At 63.5% G+C, this 19,874-nt stretch carries 17 protein-coding genes; 9 read left to right on the top strand and 8 right to left on the bottom strand.

Annotation, left to right across the window (positions count from 1 at the left end; genetic code table 11):
• Window positions 1–64: 64 nt before the first annotated feature.
• From LOY54_RS07045 to LOY54_RS07055, 3 genes are all read right to left on the bottom strand, one after another.
• Complete coding sequence (locus LOY54_RS07045) at window positions 65–1,372, bottom strand: FAD-binding oxidoreductase (protein WP_045193415.1); 1,308 nt, start codon at window positions 1,370–1,372, stop codon at window positions 65–67.
• Window positions 1,373–1,401: 29 nt separating this feature from the next.
• On the bottom strand, window positions 1,402–2,766 hold the full coding sequence (locus LOY54_RS07050) for a glutamine synthetase family protein (RefSeq protein WP_213602105.1): 1,365 nt from the start codon (window positions 2,764–2,766) through the stop codon (window positions 1,402–1,404).
• Window positions 2,767–2,862: 96 nt separating this feature from the next.
• Window positions 2,863–3,027: a hypothetical protein gene (locus LOY54_RS07055; protein ID WP_195883322.1), complete on the bottom strand. Its 165-nt coding sequence runs from the start codon at window positions 3,025–3,027 to the stop codon at window positions 2,863–2,865.
• Window positions 3,028–3,213: 186 nt separating this feature from the next.
• On the opposite strand from LOY54_RS07055, the gene hrpA reads away from it, so the two are divergent.
• The 6 genes from hrpA to LOY54_RS07085 all read left to right on the top strand — a co-directional run bounded on the left by hrpA (window position 3,214) and on the right by LOY54_RS07085 (window position 12,114).
• On the top strand, window positions 3,214–7,119 hold the full coding sequence (hrpA, locus tag LOY54_RS07060) for an ATP-dependent RNA helicase HrpA (protein WP_258610025.1): 3,906 nt from the start codon (window positions 3,214–3,216) through the stop codon (window positions 7,117–7,119).
• 205 nt (window positions 7,120–7,324) lie between these two features.
• On the top strand, window positions 7,325–8,446 hold the full coding sequence (locus tag LOY54_RS07065) for a beta-ketoacyl-ACP synthase III (RefSeq protein WP_258610027.1): 1,122 nt from the start codon (window positions 7,325–7,327) through the stop codon (window positions 8,444–8,446).
• Between the two features lie 111 nt (window positions 8,447–8,557).
• Complete coding sequence (locus LOY54_RS07070) at window positions 8,558–9,169, top strand: RNA polymerase sigma factor (RefSeq protein WP_045193411.1); 612 nt, start codon at window positions 8,558–8,560, stop codon at window positions 9,167–9,169.
• Entirely contained in the window at window positions 9,163–9,393 is a 231-nt protein-coding gene (locus LOY54_RS07075) for an anti-sigma factor (RefSeq protein WP_093386024.1), read from the top strand. The genes LOY54_RS07070 and LOY54_RS07075 overlap by 7 nt, the downstream gene beginning before the upstream one ends.
• A 198-nt stretch (window positions 9,394–9,591) precedes the next feature.
• Complete coding sequence (locus tag LOY54_RS07080; protein WP_045193409.1) at window positions 9,592–10,905, top strand: OprO/OprP family phosphate-selective porin; 1,314 nt, start codon at window positions 9,592–9,594, stop codon at window positions 10,903–10,905.
• Window positions 10,906–10,989: 84 nt separating this feature from the next.
• The gene (locus LOY54_RS07085; protein ID WP_258610029.1) at window positions 10,990–12,114 is read left to right on the top strand and encodes a GNAT family N-acetyltransferase; all 1,125 of its coding nucleotides are present in this window, start codon (window positions 10,990–10,992) and stop codon (window positions 12,112–12,114) included.
• A gap of 96 nt (window positions 12,115–12,210) precedes the next feature.
• On the opposite strand, the gene LOY54_RS07090 is transcribed toward LOY54_RS07085, so the two are convergent.
• From LOY54_RS07090 to LOY54_RS07105, 4 genes are all read right to left on the bottom strand, one after another.
• Window positions 12,211–14,043: an ABC transporter ATP-binding protein gene (locus tag LOY54_RS07090; RefSeq protein WP_258610031.1), complete on the bottom strand. Its 1,833-nt coding sequence runs from the start codon at window positions 14,041–14,043 to the stop codon at window positions 12,211–12,213.
• 64 nt (window positions 14,044–14,107) lie between these two features.
• On the bottom strand, window positions 14,108–14,668 hold the full coding sequence (locus tag LOY54_RS07095) for a peptidylprolyl isomerase (RefSeq protein ID WP_258610033.1): 561 nt from the start codon (window positions 14,666–14,668) through the stop codon (window positions 14,108–14,110).
• Window positions 14,662–15,474: an alpha/beta fold hydrolase gene (locus LOY54_RS07100; protein ID WP_258610035.1), complete on the bottom strand. Its 813-nt coding sequence runs from the start codon at window positions 15,472–15,474 to the stop codon at window positions 14,662–14,664. Before LOY54_RS07100 ends, LOY54_RS07095 begins: the two co-directional genes overlap by 7 nt.
• Before the next feature lie 14 nt (window positions 15,475–15,488).
• Window positions 15,489–16,412: a LysR family transcriptional regulator gene (locus LOY54_RS07105; protein WP_258610037.1), complete on the bottom strand. Its 924-nt coding sequence runs from the start codon at window positions 16,410–16,412 to the stop codon at window positions 15,489–15,491.
• Window positions 16,413–16,461: 49 nt separating this feature from the next.
• Between LOY54_RS07105 and LOY54_RS07110 the strand changes: the two genes are divergently transcribed.
• The 3 genes from LOY54_RS07110 to LOY54_RS07120 all read left to right on the top strand — a co-directional run bounded on the left by LOY54_RS07110 (window position 16,462) and on the right by LOY54_RS07120 (window position 18,542).
• Complete coding sequence (locus tag LOY54_RS07110) at window positions 16,462–16,776, top strand: 3-phosphoglycerate kinase (RefSeq protein WP_258610039.1); 315 nt, start codon at window positions 16,462–16,464, stop codon at window positions 16,774–16,776.
• Between the two features lie 109 nt (window positions 16,777–16,885).
• Entirely contained in the window at window positions 16,886–17,485 is a 600-nt protein-coding gene (locus LOY54_RS07115) for an FMN-dependent NADH-azoreductase (RefSeq protein ID WP_045193402.1), read from the top strand.
• 178 nt (window positions 17,486–17,663) lie between these two features.
• Complete coding sequence (locus tag LOY54_RS07120) at window positions 17,664–18,542, top strand: carboxylate/amino acid/amine transporter (protein ID WP_045193401.1); 879 nt, start codon at window positions 17,664–17,666, stop codon at window positions 18,540–18,542.
• Here LOY54_RS07120 and LOY54_RS07125 read toward each other — a convergent pair.
• The gene (locus LOY54_RS07125; protein ID WP_258610041.1) at window positions 18,483–19,784 is read right to left on the bottom strand and encodes a mechanosensitive ion channel family protein; all 1,302 of its coding nucleotides are present in this window, start codon (window positions 19,782–19,784) and stop codon (window positions 18,483–18,485) included. The genes LOY54_RS07120 and LOY54_RS07125 overlap by 60 nt on opposite strands.
• Between the last annotated feature and the right edge of the window lie 90 nt (window positions 19,785–19,874).

Consider the following 19,874-nt stretch of genomic DNA (forward strand, 5'->3'; position numbering starts at 1 on the left):
CTCGATCGCTGGCAAGCCAGCTCCCACCATCGATCCTGTGGGAGCTGGCTTGCCAGCGATGCTTTCAGCGCAGTTTTTCAAGCATCTGGTAATACCACATCCCCGCCGCCAGCAACGGATTGCCCAGCACATCGCCCATCGGCACCTTGATGTGTTTGCAGCCGGCAAAGGTATCGAATTTCTCCAGCGTCCCGGTCAGTGCTTCGGCCATGATCTCGCCCATGATATGGCTGGTGGCGATGCCGTGTCCGGAATAGCCCTGACAGTACCAGACGTTGTCCGAAAGCTTGCCCAGCTGCGGAATGCGGTTGACCACGATACCCATCGCGCAACTCCACTGGAACTCGATCGGCACGCCCTTGAGCGCCGGAAAGGTGCGCTCGATGCACGGCCGCAGTTCGCCGGCGATATCCCGTGAATCGCGCCCGGAATAGTTGGCGCCACCGCCGAACAGCAGGCGGCCATCGGCGGTCAGCCGGTAGTAGTCGAGGACGAAGCGGCAGTCGTACACCGCAAGATCCTGCGGGTTGATCTGCGCGGCCAGTTCACCGAGCGGCGCGGTGGTGACGATACCGCCCATGGCCGGGAAAATCTTGCCCTTGAGCTGGCGTTTTTCCAGTTTGTGATAGACGTCGCCGGCCAACAGAATCTGCTTGGCCTCGACCCGGCCGTGGGCCGTCACCACTGCCGGCTGCTCGCCATGGATGATGTCCAGCACTTCGGAGTTCTCGAAGATCAGTGCGCCCAGGCTGTGTGCGGCGCGGGCTTCGCCCAGGCACAGGTTGAGCGGGTGCAGGTGCAGGTTGCGCCGGTTCTTCAAGGCGCCGAGGTACAGCGGGCTTTGCAGGTGTTCGCGCATGGCGTTCTGGCCCAGCAGCTCGACCTGGTCGCCCATGCCGCGGCGCTCGGCCTCGGCGGCGAAGGCGCGCAGTTCGCCCATGTGCGAGTCTTTCATCGCCGCGTGCAGGTGGCCGCGCTTGAGGTCGCAGTCGATGCCGTAGCGCTCGACCCTTTGCTCGATGATCTGGTGGCCGCGCCAGCGCAGGTGCCAGATAAAATCATCGACGTCATCGCCGAGCTTGTCGCGCATCTGTTTGCGCATCGCTTCATCGCCCGAGAGGCTGCCGGTGACCTGGCCGCCGTTGCGCCCGCTGGCGCCCCAGCCGATGCGGTTGGTTTCAACGATGGCGACTTTCAGGCCGCGCTCGGCCAGTTCCACGGCGCTGGCCACCCCGGTAAAGCCGCCGCCAATGATTGCCACGTCGACTTTCACCGTGCCCTTGAGGGTCGGGTACTGGGTGGTGTCGTTGAGGCTGGCGGTGTAGTACGAGGCGCTGCGTTGGGCAGGGCCGGCGTTTACGGCTGCATTCATAACAAAATCCTTGGTGCAAAAATAAAGGGTCAGGCCTGGCTCAGGTACCAGCGCCAGTCCTGTTCGCCGACTTCGGCCATGAACTGGCGGTACTCGGCGCGCTTGACCGCCAGGTACACGCCGAGGAACTCGGCGCCCAGGGCTTCGCGAGCCCAGTTCGAGCGCTCAAGCGCAGTCAGCGAGGTCAGCCAGTCGGTGGGCAGCAGTTCGCTGGCCTGGGCGTAGCCATTGCCCTCGACCGGCGCGCCCGGGTCGAGTTGCTGGCGGATGCCGTGATGCAGGCTGGCGAGAATCGCTGCTGCGGCCAGGTAAGGGTTGGCATCGGCGCCGCAGATGCGGTGCTCGATGTGCCGGCTGTTGGCCGGGCCGCCGGGCACGCGCAGGCTGACGGTACGGTTGTCGACGCCCCAGGTCGGCGCCAGCGGCGCATAGCTGTTGGCCTGGAAGCGGCGGTAGGAGTTGGCGTTGGGGCAGAACAGCAGCAGCGAATCGAGCAGCAGCGTGAGCATGCCGGCCACCGATTGGCGCAGCAGCGGCGTACCGGCTTTGTCTTCGCTGGCGTAGAGGTTGTTGCCCTGGGCATCGGCCAGGCTCACGTGCATGTGCATGCCAGTGCCGGCCAGGTGATCGAACGGCTTGGCCATGAAGCAGGCCTGCATCCCGTGCTTGTGCGCCACGCCCTTGACCAGGCGCTTGTAGCGCACCGCCTGGTCCATGGCCAGCAGCGCATCGCCATGCTCGAGGGTGATTTCCACCTGGCCCGGGGCGTATTCGGAAATCGCCGTGCGCGCTGGAATGCCCTGGGCCTTGCAGGCCGCGTAGAGGTCGGCGAGAAACGGCTCGATCTGCTCCAGCTCACGCAGGCCATAGACCTGAGTGCCACGCGGGCGCCCGCCGTCGCGGTCCAGGGCCGGTTGCGGGCGGCCGTGGCTGTCACGTTGCTGGTCGAGCAGATAGAACTCCAGCTCGCAGGCCATCACCGGGTAGTAACCGTCGGCCTTGAGCGCGTCGATGACCTTGACCAGCAGGTGGCGGGGGTCGGCGACAGTCGCCGGCAGGCCTTCGCTGGGGTGCATGCTGACTTGTACTGCAGCGGTGGGAATCTGCCGCCACGGCAGGCGCACCAGGCTGTTTTCCAGCGGGTAGGCGCGGCAATCGATATCGCCGACATCCCAGACCAGGCCTGAGTTTTCCACATCGTCGCCGTTGAGGGTCAAACCGAGGATGGTGCTGGGCAATGGCCGCCCGCTTTCGTACACCGCCAGCAGCTCTTCGCGGTGCAGCAGCTTGCCGCGTGGTACGCCGTTGGCGTCGAGGATGAATAGCTCGATCATCTCGATATCGGGGTTGGCGGCCAGGAACGTTCGGGCCTGCTCGATAGGGGCAAAGTGCATGGTGTGCTCGCTCGCGCCCTCAGGCGCACAGGACTGTCTAGCCGGTCAGGCGGCAGTCTTCGACAAGGAAGGTCGGCCAGAAGCTGGCCGCACGGTTCACTGCAGAGCGAGGCGGGCGTCCGGTGGGCGGGCATGGCGGCAGTGCCACAAAGCCCAGAAGGCGAGAATGATGTGTACCAGCGGATTTTCCCCGCAGCGCGCCCGCACCTTCGGGAACGAAGGGCGCAGCAGCAGGCGGGGCAAACCGGTAGACGAAGTCATGCCTGGATACTCCCATGCCAGGGAAGGTTCATTAAATCAGCCTTTGGGTAACTTCAGATAAGCCGCGGCTAAACAATCGTCCGCCCGCCCGCAACCGTGCCGAGCGTCGGCAAATCTGCGACAATCGCAGCCCTTGAAAAGCCGATCATGCAAAAGCAGGCTCACCTGCACGACTAAAAAGCCCCCATGACTGACCACGCGATTGATCAACTGCTGAAAAACCTCGACCACGCCATGATTGCCGAGCGCCACCGTCTGCGCCGGCAGTTGCACGAGCTGCGCAAGCGCCCGGATGAGGCCAGGCTTGCGCAATGGGTCGACAAGGTCCAGGCCTCCTGCGCCCAGGTCACCGCGCGCAAGGCCAGCGTGCCGAGCATCCGTTACGACGACAGCCTGCCGATTGCGGCCAAGCGTGACGAGATCAAGAAGGTTCTGGCCGAGCATCAGGTGCTGATCATCGCCGGCGAAACCGGCTCGGGCAAAACCACCCAGCTGCCGAAGATCTGCCTGGAACTGGGCCGCGGCCAGCACGGCCTGATCGCCCATACCCAGCCCCGGCGGATTGCCGCGCGCAGCGTTGCCACCCGGGTTGCCGAAGAGCTGGGCACGCCACTGGGGGCGCTGGTCGGCTACCAGGTGCGCTTCGAAGACCAGAGCGACGCCAATACCCTGGTCAAGCTGATGACCGACGGTATCCTGCTGGCCGAAACCCAGCACGACCGCTTTCTCGAGCGCTACGACACAATCATTGTCGACGAAGCCCACGAGCGCAGCCTTAATATCGATTTTCTGCTCGGTTACCTCAAGACCCTGCTGCCGCGTCGCCCCGATCTCAAGGTCATCATCACCTCGGCGACCATCGACCTTGAGCGCTTCTCCAAGCACTTCAACGATGCGCCGATCATCGAGGTGTCGGGCCGCACCTACCCGGTGGAAACCTGGTACCGGCCGGTAACCCGCGAGCAGGACGAGGAGGGCAACCGCGTCGAGGACGACCTCACCGTCGACCAGGCGATCCTCGCCACCCTCGACGAGATTGCCGCCTTTGAGCGCAGCCAGGGCAAGGGCCCGGGCGATGTGCTGGTGTTCCTGCCCGGCGAGCGCGAGATTCGCGACGCTGCCGAGATGCTGCGCAAGGCGCAGTTGCGCCACACCGAAATCCTGCCGCTGTACGCACGCCTGTCGCCGGCTGAGCAGCAGAAGATTTTCCAGTCCCATCCGGGACGGCGCGTGGTGCTGGCCACCAACGTTGCCGAAACCTCACTGACGGTGCCGGGCATCCGCTATGTGATCGATAGCGGCACCGCGCGCATCAGCCGCTACAGCTACCGGGCCAAAGTTCAGCGCCTGCCGATCGAAGCGGTGTCCCAGGCCAGCGCCAACCAGCGCAAGGGCCGCTGCGGGCGGGTCGAGCCGGGCATCTGCGTGCGCCTGTACAGCGAAGAAGACTTCAATGCGCGGCCGGCCTTTACCGACCCTGAGATCCTGCGTACCAACCTGGCGGCAGTCATCCTGCAGATGCTGCATCTGCGCCTGGGCGATATTGACGCCTTCCCGTTCATCGAGCCGCCGGACGGCAAGGCCATCAGCGACGGCTTCAACCTGTTGCAGGAGCTCTCGGCGGTCAACCGCGAGAACCAGCTCACGCCCCTGGGCCGCCAGTTGGCGCGCCTGCCGGTGGACCCGCGGCTGGGCCGCATGCTGCTCGAAGGCGCCAAGCAGGGCAGCCTCAATGAGCTGTTGATCGTCGCCAGTGCGCTGTCGGTGCAAGACCCGCGCGAGCGGCCGCCGGAGCGCCAGCAAGCGGCGGACCAGGCCCATGCGCAATGGAAAGACGCCGACTCCGACTTCGCCGCGCTGGTCAACCTGTGGCGTGGCTTTGAAGAGCAACGCCAGGCCCTGACCGCCAGCCCGCTGCGCAACTGGTGCCGGAAGAATTTCCTCAACTACCTGCGCCTGCGCGAATGGCGCGATGCTCACCGTCAGCTCAGCCTGATCTGCCGCGACCTGCAATTGAGCATCAATAAAGAGCCTGCCGACTACCCGCGCCTGCACAAGGCGATCCTCTGCGGTCTGCTCAGCCAGATCGGCCAGAAGAGCGAAGACGGTGACTACCTCGGCGCCCGCCAACGGCGCTTCTGGGTGCACCCCTCGTCCGGCCTGGGCAAGAAGCGTCCGCAATGGTTGATGACCGCCGAGCTGGTGGAAACCACCAAGCTCTATGCGCGCATGGTGGCCAAGATCGATTCGGACTGGATCGAGCCGCTGGCCGGGCACCTGATCAAGAAGAACCACTTCGAACCGCACTGGGAGAAGAAGCGCGGCCAGGTGGTGGCCTTCGAGCAGGTCACCCTCTATGGCCTGATCGTGGTTGGTCGGCGCCCGGTGCATTACGGCCCGGTCGACCCGGTAATGTCTCGCGAGCTGTTTATCCGCGAGGCCCTGGTCGGCGGCGAGATCCAGTCCAAGGCCAGGTGCCTGACCGCCAACCGGCGCTTGCTTGAGCAACTCGACGAGCTGGAAGCCAAGGCCCGCCGGCGCGACATCCTCGCCGATGAAGAAACCCTGTACGGCTTCTATGAGGCGCGGCTGCCGGCCGAGATCCACCAGACCGCAACCTTCGACAGCTGGTACCGGGTCAACAGCCAGAAAGACCCGCAGCTGCTGATCATGCGCGAGGAAGACGTGCTGGCCCGCGAGGCCAGTGAGGTCACTGCCGCGCAGTACCCGGACACCCTGCGCCTGGGCGACCTGAGCCTGGCCCTGAGTTACCACTTCGAGCCAAACCATCCACGCGACGGCGTTACCGTGCGGGTGCCGGCGCCGCTGTTGCCGAGCCTGCCGGGCGAACGCCTGGAGTGGCTGGTGCCGGGCCTGCTGGAAGCCAAGTGCATCGCCCTGGTGCGCAACCTGCCCAAGGCCTTGCGCAAGAATTTCGTGCCGGTGCCGGACTTCGTCAAGGCCGCCCTGCAGCGCATGAGCTTCGCTGAAGGTTCGTTGCCCCAGGCGCTCGGCCGCGAGTTGCTGCGCATGACCGGTGCGCGGGTCAGCGACGAAGCCTGGGCCGAAGCCGCAGCGCAGGTCGACAGCCACCTGAAGATGAACCTGGAAGTGGTTGACGGCCAGGGCAAGTTCCTCGGTGAAGGCCGTGACCTGGCCGAGCTGACCGCGCGCTTTGCCGCGGCCAGCCAGGCCGCGCTGGCGGTCCCGCAAACCGCGCAAAGCCAGCAGCCGGTGCAGGCCAAGGCCTTCACCCAGGTGGCCGAGACTGCGCAACAAAAGTTTGCCGGGCTGTCGATGACGGTCTATCCGGCGCTGGTGGAAGAAAACGGCACGGTCAAGGAAGGGCGCTTCTCGACCCAGGCTGAAGCCGAGTTCCAGCACCGCCGAGCCTTGCAGCGCCTGCTGCTGCAACAACTGGCGGAGCCGGCCAAGTTTTTGCGCGGCAAGCTGCCGGGGCTGACCGAGCTGGGCTTGCTGTACCGCGAGCTGGGCCGGGTCGAGGCGCTGGTCGAGGACATTCTGCTGGCCAGCCTCGACAGTTGCATCCTTGAAGGCGAGGCTACCTTGCCACGCGATGGCGCCGGCCTGGCCTCGCTGGCCGAGCGCAAGCGCGGCAGTTGGGCCGAGCACGCCGAGCGTCTGGCTCGCCTGACCCTGGAAATCCTCAAGCTCTGGCATGGCCTGCAAAAGCGCTTCAAGGGCAAGATCGACCTGGCCCAGGCCGTGGCCCTCAACGACATCAAGCAGCAACTGGGCAACCTGGTCTACCCCGGCTTTGTCCGCGAAACCCCGGGGCTGTGGCTCAAGGAGCTGCCGCGCTACCTCAAGGCGATCGAGTTGCGTCTTGAGAAGCTTGGCGCCCAGGTGCAGAAGGACCGGGTCTGGAGCGGCGAGCTGGGCAACCTCTGGAGCCAGTACCAGACCCGCCTGGACAAGCACCTGCAGGAAGGCAAGCGCGACGAGCAGCTGCAGCTGTACCGCTGGTGGCTGGAGGAATACCGGGTGTCGTTGTTCGCCCAGCAGTTGGGCACCAAGGTCCCGGTTTCCGACAAACGACTGAGCAAGCAGTGGAGTCAGGTGGAAGCCTAAACCCCTGCAGTTGTGGCACACTTGACCGATATACGCCGCGCATCCCGGAATAACCTGCCGGGCCTGCGCGGCTCACGCATGCAGCACTGCGCAGTGGCCCGCAAGCTGGGGGCATTGCCAGTCAAAGTTGGTACTTTGGTGCCAACTCAAACCGACCGAACAGGCCGTTGCCGGGCTGGCAATGGCCCCGAACAGAGGAACGACCGTGCATAACGTCGTCATCAGCGGCACCGGCCTGTACACCCCGGCCAACAGCATTTCCAACGAAGAGCTGGTGGAGTCCTTCAATACCTACGTGCAGCAGTTCAACAGTGACAACGCCGCCGCCATCGAGCGCGGTGAAGTCCAGGCCCTGGCCGAGTCCAGCGCCGCCTTCATCGAAAAAGCCTCGGGTATCAAGAGCCGCTTCGTCATGGACAAGGACGGCATCCTCGATCCGCAGCGCATGAAGCCGCGCCTGCCCGAGCGCTCCAACGACGAACCGTCGATCCTCTGCCAGATGGCCGTGGCCGCCGCCGAGCAGGCCCTGCAACGCGCCGGGCGTACTGCCGCCGACGTCGATGCGGTGATCGTTGCCTGTTCCAACCTGCAGCGCCCGTACCCGGCGATTGCCATCGAAGTGCAGCAGGCGCTGGGCATCAACGGCTTTGGTTTCGACATGAACGTAGCCTGCTCGTCGGCCACCTTCGGCATTCAGACTGCCTGCAACAGCGTACAGTTGGGCCAGGCCCGCGCAGTGCTGGTGATCAGCCCGGAAATCTGCACTGGCCACCTGAACTTCCGTGACCGCGACAGCCATTTCATCTTTGGTGATGCCGCCACTGCCGTGTTGGTGGAGCGCGCCGACCTGGCCACCTCCAGGCACCAGTTCGACATCGTCAGCACCAAACTGCTGACCCAGTTCTCGAACAACATCCGCAACAACTTCGGCTTCCTCAACCGCGCGGCCGAAGAGGGCATTGGCGCCCCCGACAAGCTGTTCGTCCAGGAAGGCCGCAAGGTGTTCCGCGAGGTCTGCCCGATGGTCGCCGAGCTGATCGGCCAGCACCTGACCGAGAACAACCTCAATGTCAGCGACGTCAAGCGCTTCTGGCTGCACCAGGCCAACCTGAGCATGAACCACCTGATCGTGAAGAAACTGCTTGGTCGTGACGCCCTCGAAGAAGAGGCACCGGTAATCCTCGACAGCTACGCCAACACCAGCTCGGCAGGCTCGGTAATCGCCCTGCACAAGCATCAGGACGACCTGCCACAGGGCGCCCTGGGCGTGCTCAGCTCGTTCGGGGCCGGCTATTCGATCGGTAGCGTGATCCTGCGCAAGCGTTGAGCTGCAACTACCGGTGAAGTGTCCCACGCAGCCGGGACACTTCGCTGATGGCGTTAGCTGTAACAAATCCGCCTAATCGGACTCTACCCGCAGAACGATGGATGGATGGCGATGACTGCTGAACAACAAACCCGCTTGCTGGAGCGGCTGCTCAAGGGTGAGCAACAGGCGTTCAAGGAACTGGTCGACAGCTATCAGGGCGCCATGCGCGCAGTGGCCTATGCGATTGTCGGCAGCCGGCATGCCGACGAAGCGGTACAGGACGCCTGGCTGGCGGTGGTGCGCAACCTCAAGGGGTTCGAGCAGCGTTCGAGCCTGAAAACCTGGCTGCTGACCATTACCGCCAACGCGGCCAAGACCCGCTACAAGCAAAATCGTCGCGAAGTGCTTCTCGATGACCTGCCAGGTCCGCATGGCACCATTGGCGATGAGCGCTTTGCTACCGATGGCCACTGGCTGCAAGGGCCTTCGGCCTGGCATGAGGACACCCCTGAAGCCCTGCTCAGCCGCGAGCAGATGCGTGAATGCCTTGAGCACACCTTGCTCAGCCTGTCGGAACTGCAATGCAGTGTGCTGGTGCTACGCGAGCGTCAGGGCCTGGAGCTCGAGCAGATCTGTAATCTTCTCGAGATTTCCCTCTCCAATGTCCGCGTGTTGCTGCACCGCGCGCGCCTGAAGGTCTTCGCCACCCTGGAACATTTCGAGGAAACCGGTCAATGCTGAGCTGCAAGGAACTCGTCGCCCGCTCCAGCGACTACCTGGATGGACAACTGACCCTGGGCGAGCGCCTGATGGTCCGTCAGCACCTGTTGTTCTGTCGCCATTGCCGGCGCTTTCTCAAGCAGATGCGCGTGGCCCAGGCCACGGTACGGGCTTTGCCGGAACAACCGGCGGGCGACAGCGAGGCACTGGCCGAGCGTCTGGCGCGGGAGCTGAAAAACTCCTGAATCCGGCTCGGGAGGCTCTGCAACGGAGCTTTCCGGCTTATTTCATTTCGAAGTAAAAAAGTTCCCCTGTCACAAAACATTTATCTAAAAGCCACTGATCTGACATACACCCCCGCCAAGATTCCTCCCCAGCACAAGTGGCCTGAGCCGCGTGTTTTTCCAACATTATCAAGACCATAAAGTAGGGGAGCTTCTTCGATGATCCGTAAGCACTTCGCAGGTTTCGTAGCCAGCGCCTTGGCCATGGCCGTTACCGCCCAGGCTTTCGCGGGTACCGTGACCACCGACGGCGCCGATATCGTAGTCAAGACCAAGGGTGGCCTCGAGGTCGCTACCACCGACAAGGAATTCAGCTTCAAGCTGGGCGGTCGGATCCAGGCTGACTACAGCCGTTTCGACGGTTTCTACACCAACAACGGCAATACCGCCGACGCCGGTTACTTCCGCCGCGCCTACCTGGAACTGGGCGGCGTGATGTACAAGGACTGGGCCTACCAGATCGCCTACGACTTCTCGCACAACTCCGGCGGTGACAACCGTTCCGAAGACGGCTACTTCGATGAAGCGTCCCTGGCCTACAACGGCTTCAGCCCGGTATCGATCAAGGTTGGTCGTTTCGACCCCGAGTTCGGCCTGGAAAAAGCCACCAGCTCCAAGTGGGTGACCGCGCAGGAACGTACTGCCGCCTATGACCTGGTCGACTGGACCAACGCCCACAACGGCGGCCTGGGTATCCAGGCTTCGGGTACCGTCGGTGACTCGCTGTACGGCTCGGTCGGTGCCTTCGCCAAGGACGCCACCAACCAGGACAAGGACGGCGACAGCACCAAGCAGTTCAACCTGCGCGGCGTCTTCGCGCCGATGCACGAAGCCGGCAATGTCCTGCACTTCGGTATCAACTACGCCCAGCGTGACCTCTCCGACACCGCCTTCGATGGTCGTATCCGCAGCCGCCTGGGCATGCGCGGCGTCAGCACCGACGGTGGCCAGGATGCCGGCAGCAACGGCAACCGCCTGACCCTGGGCGGTGCCAACAACACCCCGGCCGGTGCCTACGACACCGACAAGGCCTGGGGCCTGGAAGCGGCATGGGCCATGGGCCCGTTTTCGGTACAGGGCGAATACGTCAAGCGTGACGTCCAGGCCGACAGCGCCTCGTTCTCCGACATCAAGGCAGACGGCTACTACGGCCAGCTGGCCTACACCATCACCGGTGAAGCCCGTGGCTACAAGCTCGGCAAGTTCGACAGCATCAAGCCTTCGAACAAGCAGATCGGTGCCTGGGAAGTGTTCTACCGCTATGACCACCTGAGCGTCGATGACGACAACGGCGCCTTTGCCAACATCGATGATGTCGAAGGCAAGGTCCACAACGTCGGCCTGAACTGGTATGCCAACGAGTCGATCAAGCTCAGTGGCGTATACGTCAAGGCCAAGGTCGACAACGCCCAGAACGCTGCCGGCGACGACAGCGGCGACGGTTTCGTCATGCGCGCGCAGTACGTGTTCTAAGCAACACCGCTCCTCATCCGTTAGATCTTCAGCCCCGCTTGCGCGGGGCTTTTTTTCGTCTGCGCGACGAGGCAGACTGCGCCAATGCCCAAGCTCATCCTGCAACACCTAGCCGAACTCACGCCTGCCACCTGGGACGCCCTGGTGCCGGGGGACCAGCCGTTCCTGCGCCATGCATTCCTGTCCAGCCTGGAAGACAGCGGCAGTGTCAGCCGCCACACCGGCTGGAGCCCCGCGCACCAGTTGCTGACCGACAGCGCCGGGCAACTGCGAGCGGCCTTGCCGGCCTACGTGAAAGCCCATTCATTCGGCGAGTACGTGTTCGACCACGGCTGGGCCGATGCCTGTGAGCGGGCGGGTATTGCCTACTACCCCAAGCTGCTGTGTGCCGTGCCGTTCTCGCCGGTGACCGGCCCACGGCTGCTGGGCGACCCGCAGGCGGCGGCCGAGCTGGTCGATCAACTGACCGATGAACTGTTCGAGCAGGGGATGTCCGGCGCCCATATCAACTTCACCGATGCGCAGGCGGATGCGCTGATGCGCGAGCGTGACGGCTGGATGGAGCGCCTGGGATGCCAGTTTCACTGGCGCAACCAGGGCTACCGCGACTTCCACGATTTTCTCGATACCTTGAGTTCACGCAAGCGCAAGCAAATGCGCAAGGAGCGCGAGCAGGTGGCGGGGCAGGGTATCGAGTTTTGCTGGTTTCGCGGCGAAGCGCTGAGTGAGGCGCAGTGGGATTTCGTCTTCGCCTGTTATGCCAATACCTATGCCGTACGCCGCCGTGCGCCGTATCTGACCCGGGAATTTTTCAGCCTGCTGGCTGAGCGCATGCCTGAGTCAATACGCGTGGTGATGGCGCGCCAGGGTGGGCGTGATGTGGCCATGGCCTTCAGCCTGGTCGGTGGCGACAGCCTGTATGGCCGTTATTGGGGCTGCCTGGACGAGTTCGACCGGCTGCACTTCGAGACCTGTTTCTACCAGGGCATGGATTGGGCGATTGCCGAGGGTTTACAGCGCTTTGATGCCGGTGCGCAGGGCGAGCACAAGTTGATTCGCGGTTTTGAGCCGGTGATCACCCGCTCCTGGCATTACCTGCTGCACCCGGGCTTGCGCCGGGCGGTGGAGGAGTTCCTTGAGCAGGAGCGGGCAGGGGTGTTGGCTTATGCCCAGGAAGCGCGTTTGGCGTTGCCTTATCGGCAAGGTTGAGGGCCTCATCGCGGGTCAAGTCGAGGCGTCGCACCGCCGCTCCCACTGTGGGAGCGGCGGTGCGACGCCTCGACTTGACCCGCGATGAGGTTACTGTCAGTCGATGCCGACAAACCCCCCCGTCTGGTGGTGCCATAACCGCGCATACAGGCCCTGGTGCGCCAGCAACTCCGAGTGGCTGCCCATCTCGGCAATCCGGCCTTTTTCCAGCACCACCAGGCGGTCCATGCGGGCAATGGTCGACAGCCGGTGGGCAATGGCAATCACGGTCTTGCCTTGCATCAGGGTTTCCAGGCTTTCCTGGATTGCCGCTTCGACTTCCGAGTCCAGCGCTGAGGTGGCTTCGTCCATGATCAGGATCGGCGCGTTCTTGAGCAGCACACGGGCTATGGCGATGCGCTGGCGCTGGCCGCCGGAAAGCTTGACCCCGCGCTCACCGACATGGGCATCGAAGCCGGTCCGGCCCTGAGCGTCGGACAGTTGCGGGATGAACTCGTCAGCCCGTGCCCGGCGCACCGCTTCCCACAGCTCTTCTTCAGTGGCATCGGGCCGGCCATACAGCAGGTTTTCGCGGATCGAGCGGTGCAGCAGTGAGGTGTCCTGGGTGATCATACCGATTTGTGCGCGCAGGCTGGCCTGGGTCACCTGGGCGATGTCCTGGCCATCGATGAGGATGCGCCCGCTTTCCAGGTCGTAAAGGCGCAGCAGCAGGTTGACCAGGGTCGACTTGCCGGCGCCGGACGGGCCGATCAGGCCGATCTTCTCGCCGGGGCGGATGTCCAGGTTGAGGCCATCGATGATGCGGCTGCCCTTGCCATAGTGAAAGCTGACGTTGTCGAACTTGACCGCGCCGCGTTCGACCTTGAGCTTGGGCGCGCTAGGCGAGTCGTTGACGCTGACCGGCTGGGCGATGGTCTGCAGGCCGTCCTGGACCATGCCGATGTTCTCGAAGATGCCGTTGACCACCCACATGATCCAGCCCGACATGTTGACGATGCGGATCACCAGGCCGGTGGCCAGGGCGATGGCGCCGACGGTGATCAGCGACTGGGTCCACAGCCACAGGGCCAGGCCCGTGGTGCTGACGATCAGCAGGCCGTTGAGGCTGGTGATGACCACGTCCATGCTGGTGACCACGCGGGCGGCCAGCTGGGTTTTTTCGGTTTGTTCGCTGATCGCTTCGCGGGCGTACTGCTGCTCGAAGTCGGTATGGGCGAAGAGTTTCAGGGTGGCGATGTTGGTGTAGCCATCGACGATGCGGCCCATGAGCTTGGAGCGGGCATCGGAGGAGATCACCGCACGGGCCTTGACCCGTGGCACGAAGTAGTAGAGCGCGCCGATGTAGCAGGCGATCCAGGTGATCAGCGGCAACATCAGCCGCCAGTCGGCCTCGGCAAACAGCACCAGCGAGCTGATCGCGTAGATCAGCACGTGCCATAGCGCATCCACCGCTTGCACCGCAGAGTCGCGCAACGAGTTGCCGGTCTGCATGATGCGCTGGGCGATGCGCCCGGCAAAATCGCTCTGGAAGAAGTTCAGGCTCTGCTTGAGCACGTAGGTGTGGTTTTGCCAGCGGATCATGCTGGTCATGCCCGGGCTGATGGTCTGGTGCACCAGCAGGTCGTGCAGGCCGACGAACACCGGGCGCAGCAACAGCGCCACCACCAGCATCCACATCAACTCGCCGCCGTGCTCGCTGAAAAAGTTGACGTTCGGCGTGCCCTGGGCCAGGTCGATGATCCGGCTCAGGTAGCTGAACAGCGCCACTTCGATCAGCGCACCGATCAGGCCGACCACCAACAGGGCGGCAAAGCTCGGCCAGACCTGGCGCAGGTAGTACACGTAGAACGGCCACACCGTGGTCGGCGGCGCCGCAGTGGGCGCCTCACGGAAAATGTCGATCAGTTTTTCGAAGCGGCGAAACAGCATGAAAACGGTAACTCCTGTTCAGTTCGACCCTTGGGCCTGGTTCACGTCCCTGTGAAGCCCAAGGTCAGTCGATGCGTTTGGCCGACTTGATGAATACCGGGTCGACCGGCACATCGCGCATGCCTTTTTTCACTGTGGTGGGCGAGTTGACGATCTGGTCGACTACTTCCATGCCTTTGACGACCTTGCCGAACACCGCGTATCCGCGGTCGCGGCCCGGGTCGAGGAAGGCATTGTCGGCGACGTTGATGAAGAACTGGCTGGTGGCCGAGTTCGGGTCGGAGGTGCGCGCCATCGACAGCGTGCCACGCACGTTCTGCAGGCCATTGCTGGCCTCATTGCGGATCGGGTCCTTGGTGGGCTTTTGCACCATTTGCTCGGTGAAGCCACCGCCCTGGACCATGAAGCCCGGGATCACCCGGTGGAACACGGTGTTGTTGTAGAAGCCGCTGTCCACGTACTGCAGGAAGTTCTTGCTGCTGATCGGCGCCTTGGTTTCGTTCAGTTCGATTTCGATCTTTCCGAAGCTGGTATCGAGCAGCACATGAGGCGCCTTTTTATCGGCAGCCATCAGGCTGGTGGCGAAAACGACCGAGCAGGTGGCGAGCAGGAGTTTTTTCAGCATGGGCTCAATGATCCTTGAGAGGTGGTGGACGCCGCCAGGAACTGCAGCAGCGTCTGATTGAAGACGTGAGGTTGATCCAGGGGTGTAGCGTGCCGGGAATCTTCGATAACCGCCAGCCGTGCCTGTGGAATCAGCGCAACGTAGCGCTCTTTAAGTTGTACCGGGGTGTAATCCTGGTCGGCGCTGATGACCAGGGTAGGACAGTGAATCTGCCCCAGGCGTTGCGCCACGCCCCAGCCGACTATGGCGTCGAAACTGGCCAGGTAGGCGCGTTTGTCGTTCTTTGCCCAGCGCTCGGCCATCTTGCGGCGTAAATCGGCCTGCTGCGGCTTGGGGAACAACCGCTCGGCCAGGCCCTTGCCGATGGTTTCAAGGCTCAGCACCCGGGCCAGGGCCCAGCGCTTGGCCCACCAGATCCAGTCGCTGCGGCTGCGGCGCTTGACCTCCGGGGCGCTGTTGACGATGCACAGGCTGCGCAGCCACTGGGGATGGTCGACGGCAAACTGAAAGCCGACCATGCCGCCCATGGACAGCCCGACCAGGTGCACGGGGCCGGTCTGCAACCGCTCGAGCAGGGCCAGCAGGTCGGCGCTGAAGCTGGCGATGCTATAGCGCTCGCGTGGCTTGTCGGAGCGGCCATGGCCACGGATGTCCATGAGGATCACGTGGTAGTGGCGAGCCAGCTCCGGCACCTGCATTTCCCAGTCCTGGCAACTGGAGCCCAGGCCATGCAACAGCACCAGCGGCTCGCCCTGGCCGTATTCCTCGTAGTGTAGCGAGCAACCTTCATGTTCGAAGTAGGCCATCGGCGTGATTCCTGTCAGGCTTGGGCGGGCGCGGCGAAGGGCACATCCAGCGGTGCGGTGTCGAAATTGCGCAGCAATTCGACGAGGATCTGCGTTGCCGGGCCCAGGGGTTTGTCCTTGTTCGAGTAAAGGTAGAACAGTGGGTGGCGACTGCCACCCTGATCCAGTGGTAAAGGCTTGAGCAGGCCTTCACGCAGCTCGCGTTCGATCAGGTGCCGCGGCAGCCAGGCAAAGCCCAGGCCGCTGCTGACGAAAGTGGCGGCGGTGGCCAGGCTGCCGACCGTCCAGCGCTGTTCGGCGCCCAGCCAGCCGACATCGCGTGGCTGGGCGCGGCCTGAATCGCGAATCACCACCTGCAGCTGGCTTTCCAGGTCCTGGAAGCTCAGTTCCCGGTTCAAGCGGTGCAGACTGTGTTCGGGGTGGGCGACGGCGACGAACTCCACCGAACTCAGTTCGGTGCCCAGGTAGCCGGAAATGTTGAAGCCGCTGATGGCAAGGTCCGCAATGCCTTCATGCAGCACCTCTTCGACCCCGGACAGCACCTCTTCGCGCAGGCGCACCCGGCAGCCACGGCTTTGCGGTATGAACGCGCTCAAGGCGCGGACCAGGCGAGCATTGGGGTAGGCGGCATCGACCACCAGGCGCACTTCGGCTTCCCAGCCCTGTTCCATGTGATGGGCCAGGTCTTCAAGCTGGCTGGCCTGCTTGACCAGTTGCCGCGAGCGGCGCAGCAGCACGTTGCCGGCCTCGGTCAGCACCGCCTTGCGCCCGTCGATACGCAGCAGCGGTACGCCGAGCTGGTCCTGCATGCGCGCCACGGTATAGCTCACCGAGGATTGCGAACGGTGCAGGGCCTCGGCGGCCTGGGCAAAACCGCCGTGATCGACCACCGCCTGCAGGGTCCGCCACTGATCCAGGGTTACGCGCGGCGCTTTCATCTTCGGCTCCTGTTGTCCTAAGCTGGCGCTCTTTCATGGAGAGCGTCGTATGAAGAAATGTTGTGCTGTATTGCTGGCCCTGCTTCCGCTCACGGCCCTGGCCTATCCCATCGACGTGAAAAAAGACATCGACGGCGTCAAGGTCGACTACACCACCTACGACACTGACCGTGACATCGGCTCGATCAGCGTCAACAACTATGGCGACGTCGACGCCCAGTGCAAGGTGACTTTCCGCAATGGCCCGGAAGCGCCACGGGTACGCCGGGTGAATGTGCCGGCGAAAAAAAGCGTCGATACCACTGCCAAGTTCAACCGGGAAATCATCAAGCTGCGCATCACCTTGGACTGCAAGCCGAAATAAAACAATTTAACTGATAGGTTGGACCCAGTTTTTACGCTTTTTTATCGATAGGTCAATCATTAATCTTGCCTCCATCGACTTACCGAACTCGCCGATGGAGGCAAGCCCCATGTCCCGTGTACTCGTCATCGAAAGCAGCGCCCGCCAGCAGGACTCGATCTCCCGGCAACTGACCCGCGACTTCGTCAGCCAGTGGCAAGCCGCCCACCCGGCCGACCAGGTGACCCTGCGCGACCTGGCTGTCAACCCGGTGCCGCACCTGGATGGCAACCTGCTCGGCGGCTGGATGAAGCCCGAAACCCAGCGCAATGCCGAAGAGCTAGAGGCCCTGGCTCGCTCCAACGAGCTGACCGATGAAGTGCTGGCCGCCGATGTGCTGGTGCTGGCCGCGCCGATGTACAACTTCACCATCCCCAGCACCCTCAAGGCCTGGCTGGACCACGTACTGCGCGCCGGCATCACCTTCAAGTACACCGAAACCGGGCCCCAGGGCCTGCTGACCGGCAAGCGCGCCTACATCCTTACCGCTCGCGGCGGCATCCATGCCGGCGCCAGCAGCGATCACCAGGAACCTTACCTGCGCCAGGTCATGGCCTTCATCGGTATCCATGACGTGACCTTCATCCACGCCGAAGGCCTGAACATGGGCGGCGATTTCCACGAGAAGGGCCTGAACCAGGCCAAGGCGCAGCTTGCCGCCGTGGCCTAAGCCGGCAATGAATTTTCCCGCCTGACACCTGTTGCTCCTTTGGGTGTACCTGCCCGGTCTGCCTTGCGCGTGACCGGGCTTTTTTATGCGGTTTGCCGTGCTAGCCGGCCTTGCCAGCGACTATTGCCGGGCTAGCCGCTAACCGTTAAGGTCGCCGCCTCCACAGCAAGGGGCCAACATGGGCTATTTATTGATCGTCGCGCTGATCCAGGCGTTTTCCTTCAGCCTGATCGGCGAGTACCTGGCCGGGCATGTCGACAGCTATTTCGCCGTGCTGGCGCGGGTGCTGCTGGCCGGCCTGGTGTTCCTGCCGCTGACCCGCTGGCGCCAGGTCGAAGCGCGCTTCATGCGCTCGATGCTGCTGATCGGTGCGCTGCAGTACGGCATCACCTATGTCTGCCTGTACCTGAGCTTCCGTGTGTTGACGGTGCCGGAGGTGCTGCTGTTCACCATTCTCACGCCCTTGCACGTGACCCTGATCGAAGATGCCCTGAACCGGCGCTTCAACCCCTGGGCGTTGGTGGCGGCGTTGGTGGCGGTTGCCGGCGCGGCGGTGATTCGCTTCGACAGCATCAGCCCGGACTTTTTCATCGGCTTCTTGCTGCTGCAACTGGCCAACTTCACCTATGCCGCCGGGCAGGTGCTGTACCGTCACTTGATCGCACGCAACCCCAGCGACCTGCCGCATTACCGGCGTTTCGGTTACTTCTACCTGGGCGCCTTGCTGGTGGTGCTACCGGCCTTTTTGCTGTTCGGCAACAGCCAGCACCTGCCGAGCACCGAGGTGCAATGGCTGGTGCTGCTGTTTTTGGGGCTGTGCCCGACGGCACTGGGCTTGTACTGGTGGAACAAGGGTGCCTGCCTGGTTTCCGGCGGCACCCTGGCGGTGATGAACAACCTGCACGTGCCGGTCGGTTTGCTGCTCAATTTGCTGATCTGGAACCAGCACGAGCCGCTCGGCCGGTTGTTCATCGGCGGGGCGGTGATCCTCGCGTCGCTATGGCTCAGTCGTCTCGGCACTCAGCGCCCGCTGCTGGCTGGGCAGGGTCGAGGGTAACAGGCCGGCGCGCAGGTCATTGCCGCTGGGTTGCTGGTACAGGCTCAGGCCGAACTCCGGCATCACCGCCAGCAGGTAGTCGAAGATGTCGCCCTGGATCCGCTCGTAGTCGGCCCACGCCGTGGTGCGCGTGAAGCAGTAGATTTCCAGCGGCACGCCCTGGGCGGTGGTCTGCATCTGGCGGACCATGCAGGTCATGTTCGGCTGGATCTCCGGGTGGCTCTTCAGGTAGGCCAGGGCATAGGCACGGAAGGTGCCGATGTTGGTCATCCGGCGACGGTTGGCGGACAGTTCGGCGACATTGCCCTGGGCCTCGTTCCAGGCTCTGAGCTCACTGCGCTTGCGGGCAATGTAGTCGGTCAGCAGGCGTACTTCGCTCAGGCGCTGCTCCTCATCGGAGCGCAGGAAGCGCACGCCGCCGGCATCGATGAACAGGCTGCGCTTGATCCGTCGCCCGCCCGACTGCTGCATGCCGCGCCAGTTCTTGAACGACTCGGACATCAAGCGCCAGGTGGGGATGGAGACGATGGTCTTGTCGAAGTTCTGCACCTTGACCGTGTGCAGGGTGATGTCCACCACGTCGCCGTCGGCGCCGACCTGGGGCATCTCGATCCAGTCGCCGACCCGCAGCATGTCGTTGCTGGTCAACTGCACGCTGGCGACGAACGACAGCAGGGTGTCCTTGTAGACCAGCAAGATGACCGCCGACATTGCACCCAGACCCGAGAGCAGCAATAGCGGCGAGCGGTCGATCAGGGTGGCGACGATAACGATGGCGCCGAACACGAACAGGACCATCTTCGCCAGTTGCACGTAACCCTTGATCGAGCGGGTGCGGGCGTGCTCGGTGCGCGCGTAGATGTCCAGCAGGGCGTCGAGCAGGGCGCTCAGGGCCAGGGTCAGGAACAGGATGGTGAAGGCCAGGGCCACGTTGCCGAGAAAATGCTGGCTGGTGGCGCTCAGCTCCGGCACTAGTTTGAGGCCAAACTGCACCACCAGTGACGGGGTGGTCTGGGCCAGGCGCTGGAACACTTTGTTCTCGCGCAGGTCATTGACCCAGTGCAGGGCGGGCTGGCGGCCTAGCAGACGGGCGGCGTGCAGCACCAGAAAGCGCGCCACGCGGCCGAGCAGCAGGGCGATCACCAGCAATACTCCCAGGCCGATACCGGCGTGCAGTAGCGGGTGTTGATCAAGGGTGCCCCAGAGGTCCAGGGTGTTTTGCCACAGCTGTTGAATGTCCATAACGGTGTCGTAAAGGGTCCGCAAGTCGAAAACAAGGCCATTAGAGCGCGGATCGGCAAGAAGTTGCCAAAAGAAATTCGGCTCCGACGC

Origin of the sequence: Pseudomonas sp. B21-032 (genome assembly GCF_024748965.1) — a bacterium.
Classification (GTDB): Bacteria; Pseudomonadota; Gammaproteobacteria; order Pseudomonadales; family Pseudomonadaceae; genus Aquipseudomonas.